The following is a 17,247-nucleotide window of genomic DNA, read 5'->3' as shown; positions in this document are numbered from 1 at the left end:
CCCTTCTTGGCAAAATAAGAGCATAAAAATTGTATCGTTTGTTACCGAGCAGAGATCATGGCTCGTCAACGAATTGCTTATCGTTCCACGCCAGACTATACGCAGCCTTTAATTGAAGTACCCGCTAAAGTTCGCGATCGCCTTTTTGAACGCCTCAGTTTTCTCTATGGCTCAGGCAAGGCAAAGCGCTACTTACCGGAGCTAGAAAGATTACTCAAAGTTCATTGTGCGCATAAAGTTCTGGCGACAACCGCTGCTGAACCATCGCTTGAACCTGGCGATCGCTTTAGCGAAAAAGATCTGGTGTTGATTACCTATGGCGATTTAATCCAGGGTCAGGGGCGATCGCCCTTGGCTTCTTTAGCTCAGTTTTTACAACAGCTACCCAAGTTCGCTAACGTCATCAATACGCTGCATATCTTGCCATTTTTTCCCTACTCTTCCGATCGCGGCTTTTCCATCACAGACTTTCATGTAGTCGATCCCAAATTGGGATCATGGCAAGACATCACCGCCCTGGGCAGTCAGTACCAGCTCATGTTTGACGGGGTATTTAACCATGTCTCGGCTCAGAGCCTTGCTTTTCAAGAAATGCTCAACGGCAATCCGCTCTATCGAGATGTCTTTACCACCTACACCTCCCCCGGTGAACTCACCTTAGAACAGCGGCAGATGATTTTGCGCCCTCGCACGTCTGATATTTTGACCCAGTATCATTCAATTAATGGCCCCGTCTGGGTTTGGACAACCTTTTCGCCCGATCAAATTGACTTAAATTACCGCAATCCTCATGTCCTGTTGGGCGTGGTTGAAACGCTGCTGCTCTATGTGCGTCGCGGCGCTAACATTATTCGCCTAGATGCAGTCACTTACTTGTGGGACGAGCCGGGAACAACAGGCGCAAACCTGGCGCAAACTCACGAAGTCATCAAGCTCCTACGGGATGTGCTGAGTGTCGCTGATCCAACGGTGAGCCTGATTACCGAAACCAATATTCCGCATGCCGACAATATTGCCTATTTTGGCGATGGCACAGATGAAGCCCATATGGTCTACAATTTCGCGCTGCCGCCTTTGGTGCTTTATACCTTTTATCAGCAAGATGCGACGGCGCTGACAAATTGGGCCAAAACCCTGACCTATCCTTCTGCCACCACGACGTTCTTTAATATTTTGGATACCCATGATGGCATTGGGCTGATGGGGGTCAAAGACATTTTGCCTGCCGCCGAAATTCAGTTTCTTTTGCAACAGGCACGCGACCAAGGTGCCTTTATCTCGTATCGCACCAGCGAAAAGGGACAAAAAGAACCTTACGAAATCAACACCACCTGGTTTAGCGCCCTCAGTTTAGACAGCAGCCCGGAAGATCTGAGCTTTCAAGTCAAGCGATATGTGGCTTCTCGCAGTCTAGCTTTGGTACTCAGAGGGGTTCCAGGCATTTATCTGCACGGCTTAATGGGTAGTCAAAATGATGTGGATACGGTGTTGCGGACGCAGTCTAAGCGCGATATTAATCGGCAAATCATTCGGCAAGTCGACATAATTAAAGCGATCGCCGATCCTCAGTCTAAGCTTTCGCACCTGATGCAGCAGTTAGGCCGCCTGCTGGAAATTCGTGTCCGCCAGCCAGCCTTTCACCCCAATGGCGCTCAGCGAATTTTAGCGCTAGGGCCAGAAGTATTTGCCGTTTTGAGAATTTCCCCCGACTGCACTCAACATATTTTGACGCTGACCAACGTAACGGCTTGTGCCTGTCGGCTAGAAATTTCGCTGGCAGAATTGGGAATCACGGGTCTACACCCCACCGAGCTAGCCCCAGCCAGCTCCAGCGATGAGCCTATTATTTGCGCTATCCCTGACGATAGCCACTGGTATGACCTAGTAGGTCGCCGGGGTTGGCGAGCAACCCAGCAAAAGCTAGCGATCGCGCTAGAACCCTATGATGTGGTTTGGCTGGTGCCGTTTGTTGAACTAGAGCAGGCGATCGAATCAGGTTGAGCTTGTCATAATGGCAGTAAGCGCAAAGGTTCTGGCATAATGAAGCGTTTTACTCAGCTATTTCAGGCCGTAGACGCCACCACCTCTACTAACGCTAAAGTTCAGGCACTGCAAACTTACTTTCAAACCGAAGAACCTGAAAACGCGGTTTGGGCGCTATATTTGCTGCTGGGCAAAACTCGGCGGCGCTTGGTTACTTCGCGCGTTCTTAGAGATGTCTTTTTACACATTTCTGAGATGCCAGAGTGGTTATTTCAAGACTGCTATGCCCATGTAGGAGACTCGGCTGAAGCGATCGCTTTACTGCTCAATACGGTTTCACTCTCGGCAGAACCGCTACATTTGCCCCTACATGTATGGATGGAAGACGTCATTCCAACCGTAAAGCAGGCCAAGTCGGATGCAGCTTTACGGCAGCTAATCGTGTCTTGGTGGGCTTCTTTAACAGCGTTTGAAGTCTTTGTGCTCAACAAGGTGCTCACGGGTGCTTTCCGCTTTGGCGCTTCTAGCAAGTTAGTGATTCGAGCTTTGGCTCAAGCTTATGACCTGCCTGAAGCCGTTTTAACCCACCGCTTGATGGGCGATTTTACCCCCACGGCTGAGTTTTTTCGGCAGCTTGTTAACCCAGAGGCGGCTGAAACTGCTCCTAGCCAGCCCTATCCGTTTTTTCTGGCTGCTCAAATTGATGAAGAAAAATTTCAGCGAGAAGACCTTGACCGTTGGCAAGCGGAGTGGAAATGGGACGGTATCCGAGCTCAAATTGTCAAACGGATGGGGGAAGTGTTTATTTGGTCGCGCGGAGAAGATTTAATTACGCCGCAATTTCCTGAGCTAGAAGCCTGCTTTTTGGCAAACTTTGCCGACGGCTTAGTGTTTGACGGCGAAATTGTCTGCTGGCAGGGCGATCGCCCCATGAACTTCAACGCTTTGCAAAAACGGCTAGGCCGTAAGCGAGTCAGCCAAAAATTAATGCAAGAAAATCCGGTGCGCTTTATCGCCTACGACTTAATTGAACACCAAGGCCAGGATATTCGAGACAAGTCCCTCAGCGATCGCCGCCAACGGCTTTTGGCAGTGCTGGGAAAAACGACCGCTAGCTGTGTTGGCCCATCTCCGGTTGTGGCCTGCGAAACGTTTGCCCAACTGCAGCAACTCAGAGCGCGATCGCGACTGGAAAATGCCGAAGGGCTGATGCTGAAAGCGTTAGACAGTCCCTATTTAGTGGGTCGCAAGCGGGGCTACTGGTGGAAATACAAAGTTGACCCGATGACGTTAGACGCTGTTTTGATCTACGCCCAAGCAGGCAGCGGCAAACGAGCCAACCTGTTTACCGATTACACCTTTGCGCTCTGGCAAAACGAAACGCTGGTACCCTTTGCCAAAGCCTACTCTGGCCTAGACAACGCTGAAATTGAAAAACTCGATCGCTGGATTCGTCGCCACACCACCGAACGCTTTGGCCCTGTTCGTTCAGTAGAACCTATCCAAGTTTTTGAAATTGGGTTTGAAGGCATTGCAGCCTCCAAGCGGCACAAATCTGGCATTTCAGTCCGGTTTCCCCGAATTCTGCGTTGGCGGCACGACAAACCTGCCTCGGAAGCCGACACCCTGCAAGCGGCCAAGGCGCTGTTAACTGAGGGCTGAGGCCAAACCCTAGATAAAGCTTAGTCAGAAAAACTTGATCCCTGCTGTTAAATAGCCTTTACATAGGTCAGAATTTGGTTTGGCGGTTACAGTAGAGGGTGACTTCATGTTTTTGACCGATTCTAAGCTGACTTGAGGAGCGGACCGATGCGACAAGTTAACTTTGTAGTCATTTTCGTCATTTGTTTGGCACTTGTCCTCTTTGGCATTGAAAACACTGACCCAGCCGTCATTCACATTGTCCGAGGAATTGATTTACAAGCTCCCCTATGCGTTGAATTGATTGTTGCCATGGGGCTTGGGGCTGTTTTGGCCTGGGTGTTCAGCGTCTGGATACAGGTACAAAACTACTTTGCTAAAAACCAAGAGGTGCAGCAGCGAGATACGCGCATTCAAGAACTGGAGCAAAATATTGAACGCTACCGGGTTGAACTAGAAGAGCAAAAACTCATGCTGCCAGCAGCCAACAACAGCAACGGCGAAGAGACTGAATCTAGCAAAGCCTATGCCAGTTAGACTGTAGGGGCGAGGCGTCCCTCGCTCCTGATCTCCGCTCTCGCCAAAGTCCGCAACCCACCGTCATTATGGCTCTTCCCCTCGCCCAAAGCGCGATCGCTTTTCTCATTGATTTAGCCGAACAAGGAGAAATTGACCCGTGGGATGTGAAAGTCATCGACGTGATCGATCGCTTTTTGGGCACGCTGCAGCTCCAGCAAAATAGCGGCCAGCTCAATGGACGCACCGCTTATGAAGCCAGCCTTTCGGAGTCGGGAGAAGCCTTTCTCTATGCTGCCATGCTGGTGCTGTTGAAGGCAGACACCCTGGTACGGGCTGAAGTTGAAGAAGTTGAAGCCGATTTTGGCGGTGACGAGTTTTTAGAAAATGAAAATCTGGTTGAAACGCCGTTACCGCGAAACCTCGAACGGCATTTGCATCGACGGGCGGTAGCTGCTCCGCCAGCAAAACGGCAGGTAACGCTCAATGAGCTAATTGAACAGCTTGAGCTAATTGCCACTGTACTAGAAGAAAACCCCACTCGTCTGCGCAAGCGCCAAGCCAAGCCTCAGTCTAAGCGGCAAGCGGTACGCGCGATCGCTCAGCTAGCCCACCAAGAAAATCTGTCTGAAATCGCTGCGGCGCTAGAAGCTTTTTTAGACACCTACTGGGACGAGTTAGAAGAAGCGCTAGAGTGGATCGAATTTGAAAAACTGATTGAACTTTGGCCGCAATTTCGTCCTGATAATTTAGAGCAGCACGAATTTGACTCTCCTGAGCAAGCTTACAAACACGAAAAAGTAGGTATCTTTTGGGGGCTATTGTTTCTCTCGGCTCAATCCAAGGTTGAAATGCATCAGCAAACTTTTTATCAAGACCTACAGGTGCGCAACCTCAACAAAATGCCTTTAGCCGATTTGCAGGACTTACCCTCCTACGTGCTGCCAGACTAGCCATGAGTTACTTTCGGCCTGCCATTGACGCTGCTGGCGGTTATCGGCCAGGGGAGCAACCCAAACCGGGAACCCCCATCATCAAGCTCAACACCAACGAAAATCCCTACCCGCCTTCACCGCAAGCCATTAAGGTTTTGCGTACGCTTGATAGCGAGTGGCTGCGGCGCTACCCTGACCCCTATGCCAAGGCGTTTTGTCAGGCCGTTAGCCAGGTTCTAGCCGTACCAGCAGATTGGATAATTGTTGGCAATGGCAGCGATGAACTGCTCAATGTGTTGATTCGGGCGTGTGCTGAAGGTCGCGATCGCCCAGTGGTTTATCCCATGCCGACCTACGTGCTGTACCGAACGCTATCAGCCCTGCACCCTGCTACCGCGATCGAAATTCCCTATGGTGATAATTTTGAGTTCCCCCTCGAAGCGTTAGTGGCAGCGGCTGGAGCCGTGACGTTTATTGCTTCACCCAACAGCCCTACTGGCCATGTCATACCCCTAGCCGAACTACGGCAGTTGGCTCAGCAAGTTAAGGGTATCTTGGTCATTGACGAAGCCTATATCGATTTTGCCGAAGACACTGCCTTACCGTTGGTGGCAGAATTTACCAACGTCATTGTGCTACGAACCTTGTCAAAAGGCTATTCGCTGGCAGGTTTGCGTATGGGCTTTGGCATTGCTAATCCTCAGCTACTTTCTGGCTTGTTCAAAGTTAAAGATAGCTACAATATCGACGCGATCGCTACCCAAGTAGCCACAGCAGCGATGCAAGATCAAACTTATAAAAATGCTTGTGCTGCGAAGGTCAAAGCCGACCGCGCTCAGCTAACGATCGCGCTGAAGGATCTAGACTTTGCAGTTCTCAACTCTCAAGCCAATTTTGTCTTGGCCACCCCACCCTCTGGCAATGCGGCCTTTCTGCAAGCTGCCCTCAAACAACAGGGTATTTTAGTCCGCTATTTCGACCAACCAGGGTTAGCCGATAAGCTCCGCATTACCGTAGGAACAGCGGCTCAAAACCGCTTGCTAATAGAAACACTCAAGCCACTGATTTAAACCGACTATCCAACTGGCTTAACGGCTAGTCTATTGTCTAAAGGCTTGCTTTTAGCTCAAGCAACTCGCGGCGAAGCGCTATGGCTCAGCCATAGGCTAGCCTGCCAAATATTCTCGGATGTCTAACTGCCGCTTACGTAACTTGCTCAGGGCTTCACGCTCTATTTGTCGCACCCGTTCGCGGCTAATGCTCATTAGATCGCCAATTTTTGCCAGCGTCATTGAGCGACCGTCTGCCAAACCAAAGCGCAAAGACAACACTTGCTGCTGCTGCGGTGTCAAATCAGCAAGCATGGCATCAAGGTCAAGCTTAAGAGCCGATTGGGTCGTGTACTCTTCTGGGGTCATGCCAGTATCTTCTAGCAGTTCGCCCAGCTCTGTGTCCTGATTGTCTCCAATGCGCAAATCTAGAGACAAAGGCTGTCGTGACTTTTCCAGGTAGTCGCGTACTTGCTTAGGCGTTAGATCTAATTCCTGAGCCAGATCGGTCACAGAAGGTGCATAGCCCAACTTTTGGGTAAGCTGTCGCTGGGCTTTCTTGATTTTGTTCAGCTTTTCGGTAATGTGAATCGGCAAACGAATTGTCCGGCTTTTTTCCGCGATCGCGCGGGTGATTGCCTGACGAATCCACCAGTAAGCATAAGTCGAAAAGCGATAGCCCTTAGTCGGATCAAACTTTTCAACCCCGCGCTGCATGCCAATCGTGCCTTCTTGAATTAGATCTAATAGATCAACATTGCGCTTGAGATACTTTTTTGCCACCGAAACAACCAGCCGCAGATTGGCTTCCACCATGCGACGCTTAGCCAAGCTACCCGCTTCCACGGTTTTTTGCAGATCAGCCTCAGCTAAATCAACGGCTGCAGCCCATTCACTCAAACTAGGTTCCCTTCCTAAGGTTTCAGCCACCTGCTCGCGCTGTTGTTCGAGTTGACAGAGCCGTTTCACCCGTTTGCCCAGAACAATTTCTTCTTCGTGGGTCAACATGGGTACCCGGCCAATCTCCTTTAGATAAGCGCGAACCGAGTCAGTCGTGGAGGTAGAAGATTTCATTGCCAACGGACACTCAAAAAACTTAGGAGAAAAAACGCCGCTCAAATGCCTTTACACATCCGAACAGCGAATAAAACAAATCACTAAATTCGTTAGCGGTCTTTAATCCGCACCGGAATTAGCTCAGGCTGAGGGGCTGACTCAGTCGTGTGTTGAGAGTATACCCAGTAAGCGGCAGCTAACCCAGATAAAGCAGCTACCCAAATAGAAGCTTCTGAAATCATTTTGTGCTTAACCTTGTAAAAATCAATTTGTAAAATATTGTAACTATTATTAATTTATTTGTCTCTCTATCCTGAGAAGAATATTTTCGTCAGGCTAAGGGAGGAAACAGCTACAAAACAAACCTAGAGTGATTGCTAGACAAGTTGCTGCATCTAATGCAACAGAATAAGCTCAGCTTAGCTGAGAAGTTCCCTTTAGAATCTGTAACGAATATTAAGGGATACTTTACATCGCGCGATCGCCCGCTCTGCCGTTAAGATAGGGGGCGTCTACATGGGAGCAGACAGCGTGACTGAAGCAAAGATTGGCATTATTGGCGGTAGTGGCCTCTATCAAATGGAGGCGTTGCAAGATATAGAAGAAGTTCAGCTAGAAACGCCTTTCGGTTCTCCATCCGATGCCATAATCGTCGGCACCTTAGAGGGCACCCAGGTTGCTTTTCTCGCCCGCCACGGTCGGCACCATCATTTAATGCCTTCAGAACTGCCCTTTCAAGCCAACATCCACGCGATGAAGCAGCTTGGGGTTGAATATCTTATTTCGGCTTCAGCCGTTGGCTCGCTTAAGGCTGAAGTCAAACCGCTAGATATGGTTGTGCCCGATCAGTTTATCGATCGCACCAAAAATCGAGTTTCTACTTTCTTTGGCGATGGGATTGTCGCTCATATTGCCTTTGGTGATCCGGTTTGTCCCCAACTTGCCCAGGAATTAGCCACGGCTGTAGCTAGCCTCAACCTCGATCAGGTAACACTGCATCAAGGGGGCACCTACGTTTGCATGGAAGGGCCAGCTTTCTCTACCAAAGCTGAGTCTAATCTTTACCGCAGTTGGGATGCCACCGTGATCGGCATGACCAACCTACCCGAAGCTAAGCTAGCACGAGAAGCCGAAATCGCCTATGCAACCCTAGCCCTGGTAACTGACTACGACTGCTGGCACCCCGACCACGACAGCGTCACGGTAGAAATGGTTATTGGTAATCTGCGCAAAAATGCCATTAATGCTCAGCGCGTTATTCAAGCAGTGGTTAAGCAACTGGCTCAAAATCCTCCCGCTTCTGAAGCCCACTCTGCCTTGCAATATGCCATTCTCACACCGCTGTCTCAAGCTCCAGAGCAGACCAAAGAAAAGCTGCACCTGCTGCTGAAAAAATATTTGTAACCGGGCTAGCTACAGCTACAAGGCAACTATAAGTAAAGAGGATGCACCAAAGGATCTGTCTATGGTGCATCCTGTCAACATCTCTTTTGAAATTTAGAGGTAGGCTTGGCCGATACAGCTAACAGTTTTTGCCAAACCTCTACTGCCGATTCACAGCCCGCGATAGCCATAAAGACGAGACGATCCCCACAAAGTGGGCAATGCTGGTATTGGTATTGGCCTGCACGATCAGCAAATCAAACGAAGTAATAAAACCACGAACAGCGGTGGGGCTGAGGATAACACCCCCTTGCGTAGGCTGCTCAAAAGACTTGAAGATCAAAGCGCCTACAATTGCGCCTGCCCCAAGCTGCGTCAACAACATGCCCGCCAAACTCGCTATCAGTCCAACTTGGATTGCCCGCACAGCATCTTTGGGCTTAGGACGAGCATCAGGCCGACTCGATCGCAGTTTACGCGCCAAACGCGTATAACGAAAAGCCCAATAAGCGCTAAAAAAAACGACAAACAGCGCTAAAGTAGCAAAAAACAACCCGGCCCCCGTGCCAGGGCTAGACTGATTGCTGTCTGCTTGCCGAAAACTCAGCCCTGAAATCGCGAATAGCAGTAGAAATCCAGAAACGACTGAAAGCACAATCTGCGCCCAGAAGCTGATCCAGCCAATCAGCCGAAAGGTGCTGGCAATTCGTCGAACAGCGGGCGGAAGGGAATAGTCAAGTTCACCAGTCATAAGTTGTGATCCTAAAGCAGCACTGCTTGTTCAGCCGCTTCTATCTGCCATGCGCCTTTGATCTTAGACCGATTTGATAGATTTGACGGCACAATAGACGAAAGACTCAACGCTTTGCTGCCTTAAATTATCTATGGCTTCACCTTTAGACCAGGGAAAAGATTTACTAACTGAGCTGATTGCCCGCTATGCGCCACAGGTTGACTATTTGGCGATTCGTCTAGAAGAAGCTGAAGGTACCGATATTTTGCTGCGGGGAGGCAAAGTAGAAACCCTCAGTGAAGGACTTTCTATTGGTGGTCAAGTACGGGCTTGCTACAAAGGAGGATGGGGATTTGCCAGCTTTAATCGGCTTTCTAACCTCAAAGCTCGATTAGAAGAAGCGATCGCTGCTGCTCGGTTAGTCGGCGATGAAGAAACGCTGCTAGCTGCCATTGAGCCAATCCAGGTGGTTCATCGCTTAAAGTTAACTGGCAGCGATCCGCGTCAAATTTCCCTTCACCGCAAAAAAGACCTTTGCAGTCACTATGCTGATATTTTGCAGCAAGTAGATACTCAAGTCACTACAACTTCAGTTCGCTATAACGACAGCGCTCAGCGCATTTTACTCGCTACTTCTGAAGGAACCCTGATTGAGCAAAGCTGGGTTGATATGGAGATGCGCTTTGCTGCGACTGCACGCAATGGGGAAACAGTTCAAACCGGAAGAGAAACCACGGGTTCTCGCAAAGCCTACGAAGATCTAGAAAATTTAGATGAGCAGGTACTCGGAGCTGCCAAGCGTGCTGTCGAAGCTCTCAAGCTCCCTCCGGTCAAAGGCAATACCTATTGCGTCGTTATTGATCCCATTTTGACAGGTCTGTTTGTGCATGAGGCATTTGGTCACTTGTCTGAAGCAGATATGGCTTACGAAAATCCAGATGTGCTAGAAGTTATGACCTTAGGGCGTCGTTTCGGGCCTGAAAACCTGCAAATTTTTGATGGGGCTGCCCCAGAAGGGCACCGGGGAAGCTACGCTTTTGACGACGAGGGTACACCAGCAACCACCACACAACTGATTAAAAATGGGGTACTCGTCGGTCGGCTACACTCGCGCGAAACGGCTGGAAAGCTCAATGAAGCCCCGACAGGAAATGCCCGCTGTCTCAATTACCACTATCCGCCGCTGGTGCGTATGACCAATACCTGGATTGAGCGCGGTGAGACGCCTGTTAAAGACTTGTTTACAGATATCAAAGAAGGCGTCTATGCCCGTAACTGGTTGGGCGGCATGACCAACGGTGAAATGTTTACCTTTACTGCGGGTGAAGCTTGGATGATTCGCCAGGGCGAAATTGCTGAACCCGTTCGAGATGTCACCCTCTCTGGGAATGTGTTTCGGACATTGGCGGATATTGAAGCCATTGGGGATGATTTCTATTGGGATGAATCGGGGGGGTGTGGCAAAGGCGGACAAGGAGGCTTACCTGTAGGCTGCGGTGGCCCTAGCTTGCGTATTCGCAATGTGGTTGTGGGCGGCGCTGCCAATTAATTCCCTGGTTCTTTAAGCTGCGATTTAGAAATCTATTCGACGGGTTGTTTCTCGGCCTCCGGCTAGCGTCGGTTTTTGCTGCTGCGTCAATTGATCCCTCTTGTCTCAAAATTGGGGCAAATTTTGGTTTCTTGTAGACTCAAATGACGTAAATTTGTCGATTTTCCCCAAACTGACAAAAGCGGGCTATGCGGGTTACAACGACAACCACCGGGTTAAGACCCGCCTTTAGCTGCCATCGACGCCAACTTGGGCACACAGATCTAGCAGAGGACAAGTGCGGCATTGGGGCTGGCTACCTTTGCAGATGTGCTTGCCAAACGGCACAAGCAGTTTGTTGATCTCAATCCAGTAGCGCTGAGGCAAAACTGCTTCCAGCGCTTTTAGCGTTTTTTCAGGCGTTTTGGTTTGCACATAGCCCCAGCGGTTGGTGACCCGGTGAACGTGAATATCAACGCTGATGCAGGCATAGCCCAAGGCGACGCCGAGAGCTAGGTGTGTACATTTGGGGCCAACACCGTTAAAGCCACTGAGAATAGCGGGATCGGCGGGTAGTTCACCATTGTAATCGGCTAAAATCTGCTGGGCGATCGCTTGAATTTGCACCGCCTTGCGATCGGCAAAAGTGCTTTTCTGTATCAGATTGTTGAGGTCGAGAAGGCTGAGTTGGGCGATCGCCGCTGGCGTTCTGGCTTTGGCAAACAACCGCTGAGCAACCCTGATACTGACTTCGTCATAGGTGCGAATAGAGAGAATGCACGCGATCAACTGCTCAAATAAAGAGTCGTAGCCCTGCTCTGCCAACTCAAACATGGCGGCTTTGGGGTAGGGCTGTACTGCCTGACGCAGACACTCAAAAACTAAGTCAATCTCGAAGGAGGGTAAAGTCGGCACGCCGCTAATCTGTCTATTTTTCCGATTGTAAGCAGGTTTGGAGCCGTTCGACACTGTGGCGTTGTTTGGCCTGCTGCTGGGCTAATGCTTGCTTTGCCAAGAAGATTGACTCTCTAGTCTACTGGAGACTTTATCCTAGCAGTAGAGATAGAAATAGCTTGCTATGGAAACGACCCATCTTCGCCTCAAGGGTATGAGTTGTGCTGGCTGTGCCAATGCGATCGAGACTGCTATTCAAGCAGTTCCAGGCGTAGCAGCTGGCAATGTTAACTTTGCCATGGAACAGGCTACTGTGCAGTACGACCCGCAAAAAGTCAGTTTAGCCACCATTCAGCAGGCAGTTTCAGCAGCGGGCTATGGCGCAGAACCCTTAGCCGCCGTCACAGAAGAGGCTGATCAGGCAGCGCGGCGGGCAGAGCAGCAACAACTGTGGCATAAGGTGCTGTTGGGTGCGGTGATTAGCATTCTTTTAGTCTTTGGGTCTATCCCGATGATGACGGGGTTGGCGTTGCCGTTGATCCCAGATTGGCTACACCATCCCTGGTTGCAGCTCATTTTGACCACGCCTGTGATGGTTTGGTGTGGTCAGAGCTTTTTTGTCGGCGCTTGGAAGGCATTTAAGCGACATGCGGCTGATATGAATACGCTGGTAGCGTTAGGAACTGGGGCGGCTTATCTTTACTCAGTCGTTATCACGCTATTTCCCAACATTTTGCTTTCCCAAGGTTTGCGTCCCGAAGTTTATTACGAATCAGCAGCCGTCATTATTACGCTCATTTTATTAGGGCGATTTTTAGAGCAGCGGGCGCGGGGGCAAACCTCAGAAGCCATTCGTCAGCTCATGGGGTTGCAAGCCAAAACAGCGCGAGTGATTCGAGCAGATCAGCTAGTAGATGTGCCTTTAGCCGCCGTGGTGGTCGATGACGTTGTCGTGGTGCGTCCCGGCGAAAAAATTCCGGTAGATGGGTATGTGGTTGAAGGATCTTCCACAGTCGATGAGTCAATGGTGACGGGTGAGCCTTTGCCCGTTGCCAAGTCGAGGGGCGATGAAGTTATTGGAGCCACGATTAACAAAACAGGCAGTTTTAAGTTTCGGGCGGCGCGGGTAGGAAAAGAAACACTGCTGGCTCAAATTGTCCAGCTAGTGCAAGAGGCGCAGGGTTCAAAAGCTCCAATTCAACGATTGGCCGACCAGATTATTGCCTGGTTTGTACCTGGTGTAATTGCGATCGCCCTCCTCACCTTCATTATCTGGTTCAACCTCATGGGCAATTTCACGCTGGCGCTAATTAACACCGTTGGCGTGCTGATTATTGCTTGCCCTTGTGCCCTGGGGTTAGCCACTCCCACCTCGATTATGGTCGGAACTGGAAAGGGCGCTGAAAACGGCATTCTCATCAAAGGAGCTGACAGTTTAGAACTGGCTCACGATATTCAAACTCTGGTGCTAGACAAAACCGGAACCCTCACCCAAGGCAAACCCACTGTGATTAACTTTGCCACGACGCGGGGAACTGCCAATGACAATGAACTCAAGCTGCTAAAGCTAGCCGCAGCTTTAGAGCAAAATTCAGAACACCCCCTAGCTGAGGCGATCGCCCAATATGCTCAAGCTCAAGCTATTTCTCACAGCGATATCAGCGCAGTTAAAGTAGAAAAATTTGAGGCGATCGCGGGTAAAGGCGTACAAGGTCTGGTTTCAGACCGCTGGGTGCAAATCGGGACTCAGCGTTGGCTGGAGGAACTAGCCATTGCCACCGATACGCTGCAATCTCTATGCCAAAGTTGGGAAGCGGCTAGCCAAACCACCGCCTGGATTGCAATTGATGGAGAAGTTGAAGGACTCTTTGGCATTGCCGACGCGCTCAAGCCTGCGTCGGCCTCTGCGGTTAAGGCTTTGCAAAAGATGGGCATTGAAGTGATTATGCTCACAGGCGACAATCGCCAAACCGCCCAAGCGATCGCCCGTGAAGTGGGCATTACCGAAGTGATTGCCGAAGTTCACCCCGACCAAAAGGCGACGGTGGTGAAACAGTTGCAGCAGGGGAGGCGGGGACGCGGAGAGGGGGGGACGCGGAGAGGGGGAGAGGCGGAGAGACGGGGACGCGGAGAGGGGGAGAAGGTTGAGGAGGAGGGGAAGGGTAAAGCGCGATCTAGTGAGGGTTCAGGCCGGAGAACGGTGGCAATGGTGGGGGATGGTATTAATGATGCTCCGGCGCTGGCACAGGCGGATGTGGGAATTGCCATTGGAACGGGAACAGATGTGGCGATCGCGGCGAGTGATATTACGCTGATTTCGGGGGATTTGCGCGGATTGGTGACGGCAATTCAGCTCAGCCAAGCGACCATGAGCAATATTCGCCAAAACCTATTTTTTGCCTTTATCTACAACGTCCTGGGCATTCCAATCGCGGCGGGAATACTCTACCCCCTGTTTGGCTGGCTGCTGAGTCCGGTAATTGCCGGGGCGGCGATGGCTTTTAGCTCGGTGTCGGTAGTCACTAATGCACTGCGACTACGCAACTTTCGTCCTCAGCCCTTTTCGGCCAAAGTCTAGAGGCTCCAACGATGAAAAACCCCAGCCACTTGATTCAGCAAATGTTAGGCATCGCCTTGGGATTAAGCCTAGCAGCAGAGGTTGCGATCGCCCAGCCTCATACCCCTCCGGCTGAGAACCCACGCCAGTTTGAAAAAATCGAGCAGCCGCTGCCGCTCAAAATTGGCGTCACGCTGGCTGGCATTGCCTTAATAGGGGCTGAGCTATGGTGGTTCCGCTTTAGCCATGCTCAAGCCCCCGCAACAGCCCCTCAAGATCAGTCGAGCCGCGGCTGACTAGGCCAAGCTAGGCTTGATCGATTCCTCTAAAGACTCTTCCAGAAACGGATAGTCGATATAGCCATGCTCATCGCCACCATAGAAAGTTGAACGATCGTACTGGTTCAATGGGGCATCTAGCTTAAAGCGCTTAGGCAGATCTGGATTAGCGATAAACAGGCGGCCATAAGCCACTAAGTCAGCGTTACCTTCAGCCAAAATCTCATTGCCGCTGGCTTTGTCGTAACCATCCGCTGCAATCAAAGTGCCGTTATAGATTGAACGAAAGAAGCGCGTGCCAATTTCAAACTTATCTTCACCCGGTCGAGGGTCAATAATGTGAAGATAGGCCAGATTAAAGCCATTAAGCTGCTCCGCCAAGTAGCGATACAGCGCCTCTGGATTAGAATCCGACATATCGTTGAAGCTGCCGCTGGGCGAGAACCGAATCCCCACGCGATCGCTGCCCCAAACATCGACGACTGCCGCCGTCACTTCTAGCAGCAATCGTGCCCGGTTTTCGATCGAGCCACCATAGCGATCGCTCCGCTGATTAGCGCCATCTCGCAAAAACTGATCGAGCAAATAGCCGTTAGCCGAGTGAATTTCAACCCCGTCAAACCCAGCCGCTAGGGCATTTTTAGCCCCTTGACGATACTGCTCAACAATTTCCGGAATTTCCTCAGTCTCCAAGGCGCGAGGGGTGACAAAAGGCTTCATACCTTCATAGGTTGAGGCTTCGCCAGCAGGCTTGATGGCGCTAGGTGCTACAGGCAACTCACCATTAGGCTGTAGCAAAGGGTGAGAAATTCGACCGACGTGCCAGAGCTGTAGAAAAATGCGGCCACCATTCCCATGAACCGCTTCGGTGACCTTTTGCCAAACTGCTGTTTGCTCTGCCGAATAAATACCGGGCGTATCGGGGTAGCCAACGCCGTAAGGGGAAACCTGAGTAGCTTCTGAGATAATCAATCCGGCTGATGCCCGCTGAGAATAATAAATTTGGTGAACCGACTGAGGCACGTTGTTTATAGCACGATTGCGGGTGAGAGGAGCCATCACCAGCCGATTAGGCAACGTGTAGCGGCCTACTTGAACAGGCGTGAATAGGTCAACTTGAGCAGTTGCAGTCGTCATAAAAAACCTCCTATAAGCTCAACTGAAATACGTGTAGCGATCGCAGTTACTTCAATTGTTCGACAATTTTTGAACAATTGAAGCTTAGCATTCTCACTGGCATAATGCAAACATGAGGACTTTAAATCACCCTACAAAAGAAGACATCTCTCTGTCGGCGGTTCTCTACGCCCTCAGTGACAACTATCGTTTAGAAATTGTCCGCCGCTTGGCTGAGCAAGGCGAACTTACCTGTAGCGGCCTAGCCTTGCCTGCGGCTAAATCTACCCTGTCGCATCATTTCAAGGTTTTGCGAGAAGCCGGACTCATCTACAGCCGCACCGAAGGCCGAGAATGCTATAACTCCCTGCGACAGCAAGACCTGCAAGAACGTTTTCCAGGACTGCTAGCAGCGGTTTTGGAATCGGCTGAGCCGTTGTAAAGCTGAGCCAAAGCTTTTTGCCCGTTGCTAGTGATAGCCCAAGCGCTGCAGTGTAGATCCGGCAATCTTGTCAATAATTGCCAAATCTTGAGAAGACAGGCGCGAACCCGTGCCAATATCGCCTTTGTTCACCAGTTTGCCTTCGCCTTTGTCTTTTTGCCGACTGATATCTGTGGCTTGAATAATCTGTTCAACAACGCTTGGCTGCTGATCGAGTTGGGCAAAGTCTAAAATCTTTTGCAACTCTAAAGGTGTGTGGCGGCGCAGTTCTTCATAGCGAACCAGGTGAATGCGATCGCGAAAGGCACTGTCTTGCCGAAAGCGATCGCCACAATGAATACAGGTCTTCCAGTTGGTGATAACCTGTGCTGTGCTCTGCCGCGCCCAGGCTTCTGAAGTGGCAAAAGCCTGATAAGAGGCTCGCACATCCCGACCATCGCGAATAATCTCGACAACTCTTGCCTCCGGGAAAGAGTTGAGAATAACATCTACAAACTTGATATTGATCGGTGTTTTTTCCACTAGAACCCGGTGACGAGGTTCACTGTGCTGGGCAAAATAACCATCTAAAATCAGGCGAACTAACTGTTTTGCTTGTTCAGGTTGGCTCAGGTCGGCGTATTGGGTTCGAACCGTTTGGATATACTTTGCTAGATCAGCACGGCTTACGGCATGGTGCGGCCCAACTTTTTCTTGCTTGCTGGCGTAGGCATCATAGTATTTCAAAGCCCCTTGCCACAGATCCTCCGAGGAAAAGCCCTTCAAAATTGGCAGCAGTCCATAAACTTTGATCAAGCTTTTGGCCGCTTTCAACCGCTGCGATAGGGAGAGATGGGCTGTTTTGACAAACGGGTTATAAAACACGTTGTAAAGATAGGTTTCTGGCGGGATCGCTAGCACTTGAGGATGTTCTGCTAGCATTCGCTTTAGCCAGGTAGTGCCTGAACGAGGGCAGCCAACAACAAAAAGTTTGGCGTAAGGCTCCATAAGCGGTAACGGCAAGTTCAGTAGGGTAAGTTTATTCCAGCAGGCAACCTGGTTTGGCTTAAAACAGAATCACTCAGTTTTAAGTTGGAAAAACCAGGGCAAGCCTATTTTTCCCTTGAAGGTTTGGGGCCTATCAAGTTGGGCTTTTG

General features: G+C 50.4%; 16 protein-coding genes. 10 read left to right on the top strand and 6 right to left on the bottom strand.

Annotated features, from left to right (window positions below; all coding sequences use genetic code 11):
• Positions 1–57 precede the first annotated feature (57 nt).
• The 5 genes from ACTS3T_RS14635 to hisC all read left to right on the top strand — a co-directional run bounded on the left by ACTS3T_RS14635 (position 58) and on the right by hisC (position 6,145).
• Positions 58–2,001 (top strand): alpha-amylase family glycosyl hydrolase, encoded by a 1,944-nt coding sequence (locus tag ACTS3T_RS14635; protein ID WP_377964048.1) that lies wholly within the window; start codon positions 58–60, stop codon positions 1,999–2,001.
• Between the two features lie 39 nt (positions 2,002–2,040).
• Positions 2,041–3,645 (top strand): ATP-dependent DNA ligase, encoded by a 1,605-nt coding sequence (locus tag ACTS3T_RS14630; RefSeq protein ID WP_377964050.1) that lies wholly within the window; start codon positions 2,041–2,043, stop codon positions 3,643–3,645.
• Positions 3,646–3,792: 147 nt separating this feature from the next.
• The gene (locus ACTS3T_RS14625) at positions 3,793–4,161 is read left to right on the top strand and encodes a LapA family protein (protein WP_377964052.1); all 369 of its coding nucleotides are present in this window, start codon (positions 3,793–3,795) and stop codon (positions 4,159–4,161) included.
• Between the two features lie 68 nt (positions 4,162–4,229).
• Entirely contained in the window at positions 4,230–5,093 is an 864-nt protein-coding gene (locus tag ACTS3T_RS14620) for a segregation/condensation protein A (RefSeq protein WP_377964054.1), read from the top strand.
• A 2-nt stretch (positions 5,094–5,095) separates the two neighbouring features.
• Positions 5,096–6,145 carry a histidinol-phosphate transaminase gene (hisC, locus tag ACTS3T_RS14615; RefSeq protein ID WP_462935233.1) on the top strand — a complete coding sequence of 350 codons (1,050 nt, stop codon included), beginning with the start codon at positions 5,096–5,098 and terminating at the stop codon, positions 6,143–6,145.
• 96 nt (positions 6,146–6,241) lie between these two features.
• Here hisC and ACTS3T_RS14610 read toward each other — a convergent pair whose 3' ends face one another.
• Positions 6,242–7,198 carry an RNA polymerase sigma factor, RpoD/SigA family gene (locus ACTS3T_RS14610; RefSeq protein WP_377967203.1) on the bottom strand — a complete coding sequence of 319 codons (957 nt, stop codon included), beginning with the start codon at positions 7,196–7,198 and terminating at the stop codon, positions 6,242–6,244.
• Between the two features lie 92 nt (positions 7,199–7,290).
• Positions 7,291–7,422 carry a hypothetical protein gene (locus tag ACTS3T_RS14605; protein WP_377967206.1) on the bottom strand — a complete coding sequence of 44 codons (132 nt, stop codon included), beginning with the start codon at positions 7,420–7,422 and terminating at the stop codon, positions 7,291–7,293.
• 289 nt (positions 7,423–7,711) lie between these two features.
• Between ACTS3T_RS14605 and ACTS3T_RS14600 the strand changes: the two genes are divergently transcribed.
• Positions 7,712–8,584, top strand: a complete 873-nt coding sequence (locus tag ACTS3T_RS14600) for an S-methyl-5'-thioadenosine phosphorylase (protein ID WP_377967208.1) — start codon at positions 7,712–7,714, stop codon at positions 8,582–8,584.
• A 139-nt stretch (positions 8,585–8,723) separates the two neighbouring features.
• Here the strand turns inward: ACTS3T_RS14600 and ACTS3T_RS14595 are convergent, their stop codons facing one another.
• The gene (locus ACTS3T_RS14595; RefSeq protein WP_377967211.1) at positions 8,724–9,314 is read right to left on the bottom strand and encodes a DUF3611 family protein; all 591 of its coding nucleotides are present in this window, start codon (positions 9,312–9,314) and stop codon (positions 8,724–8,726) included.
• A 133-nt stretch (positions 9,315–9,447) separates the two neighbouring features.
• On the opposite strand from ACTS3T_RS14595, the gene ACTS3T_RS14590 reads away from it, so the two are divergent.
• Entirely contained in the window at positions 9,448–10,845 is a 1,398-nt protein-coding gene (locus ACTS3T_RS14590) for a TldD/PmbA family protein (RefSeq protein WP_377967214.1), read from the top strand.
• A gap of 228 nt (positions 10,846–11,073) precedes the next feature.
• Here ACTS3T_RS14590 and ACTS3T_RS14585 read toward each other — a convergent pair whose 3' ends face one another.
• Positions 11,074–11,739, bottom strand: a complete 666-nt coding sequence (locus ACTS3T_RS14585) for an endonuclease III domain-containing protein (RefSeq protein WP_377967217.1) — start codon at positions 11,737–11,739, stop codon at positions 11,074–11,076.
• Between the two features lie 163 nt (positions 11,740–11,902).
• Here ACTS3T_RS14585 and ACTS3T_RS14580 point away from each other — a divergent pair, with 163 nt between their 5' ends.
• Together ACTS3T_RS14580 and ACTS3T_RS14575 are read left to right on the top strand one after the other, a co-directional pair.
• Positions 11,903–14,296 carry a heavy metal translocating P-type ATPase gene (locus ACTS3T_RS14580; RefSeq protein ID WP_377967219.1) on the top strand — a complete coding sequence of 798 codons (2,394 nt, stop codon included), beginning with the start codon at positions 11,903–11,905 and terminating at the stop codon, positions 14,294–14,296.
• Between the two features lie 11 nt (positions 14,297–14,307).
• On the top strand, positions 14,308–14,571 hold the full coding sequence (locus tag ACTS3T_RS14575; protein ID WP_377967222.1) for a hypothetical protein: 264 nt from the start codon (positions 14,308–14,310) through the stop codon (positions 14,569–14,571).
• On the opposite strand, the gene ACTS3T_RS14570 is transcribed toward ACTS3T_RS14575, so the two are convergent.
• Positions 14,572–15,690 (bottom strand): alkene reductase, encoded by a 1,119-nt coding sequence (locus tag ACTS3T_RS14570; protein ID WP_377967225.1) that lies wholly within the window; start codon positions 15,688–15,690, stop codon positions 14,572–14,574.
• A 112-nt stretch (positions 15,691–15,802) separates the two neighbouring features.
• On the opposite strand from ACTS3T_RS14570, the gene ACTS3T_RS14565 reads away from it, so the two are divergent.
• Positions 15,803–16,111, top strand: a complete 309-nt coding sequence (locus ACTS3T_RS14565) for an ArsR/SmtB family transcription factor (RefSeq protein ID WP_377967228.1) — start codon at positions 15,803–15,805, stop codon at positions 16,109–16,111.
• Positions 16,112–16,138: 27 nt separating this feature from the next.
• Here the strand turns inward: ACTS3T_RS14565 and ACTS3T_RS14560 are convergent, their stop codons facing one another.
• The gene (locus ACTS3T_RS14560; protein WP_377967231.1) at positions 16,139–17,098 is read right to left on the bottom strand and encodes a sulfotransferase family protein; all 960 of its coding nucleotides are present in this window, start codon (positions 17,096–17,098) and stop codon (positions 16,139–16,141) included.
• Positions 17,099–17,247 lie beyond the last annotated feature (149 nt).

Origin of the sequence: Almyronema sp., from assembly GCF_052168255.1 — a bacterium.
Taxonomy (GTDB): domain Bacteria; phylum Cyanobacteriota; class Cyanobacteriia; order Phormidesmidales; family Phormidesmidaceae; genus Sphaerothrix; species Sphaerothrix epifaneia.
Note: the sequence above shows the minus strand (reverse complement) of the source record. Positions and strands in the feature narration are given on the sequence as shown.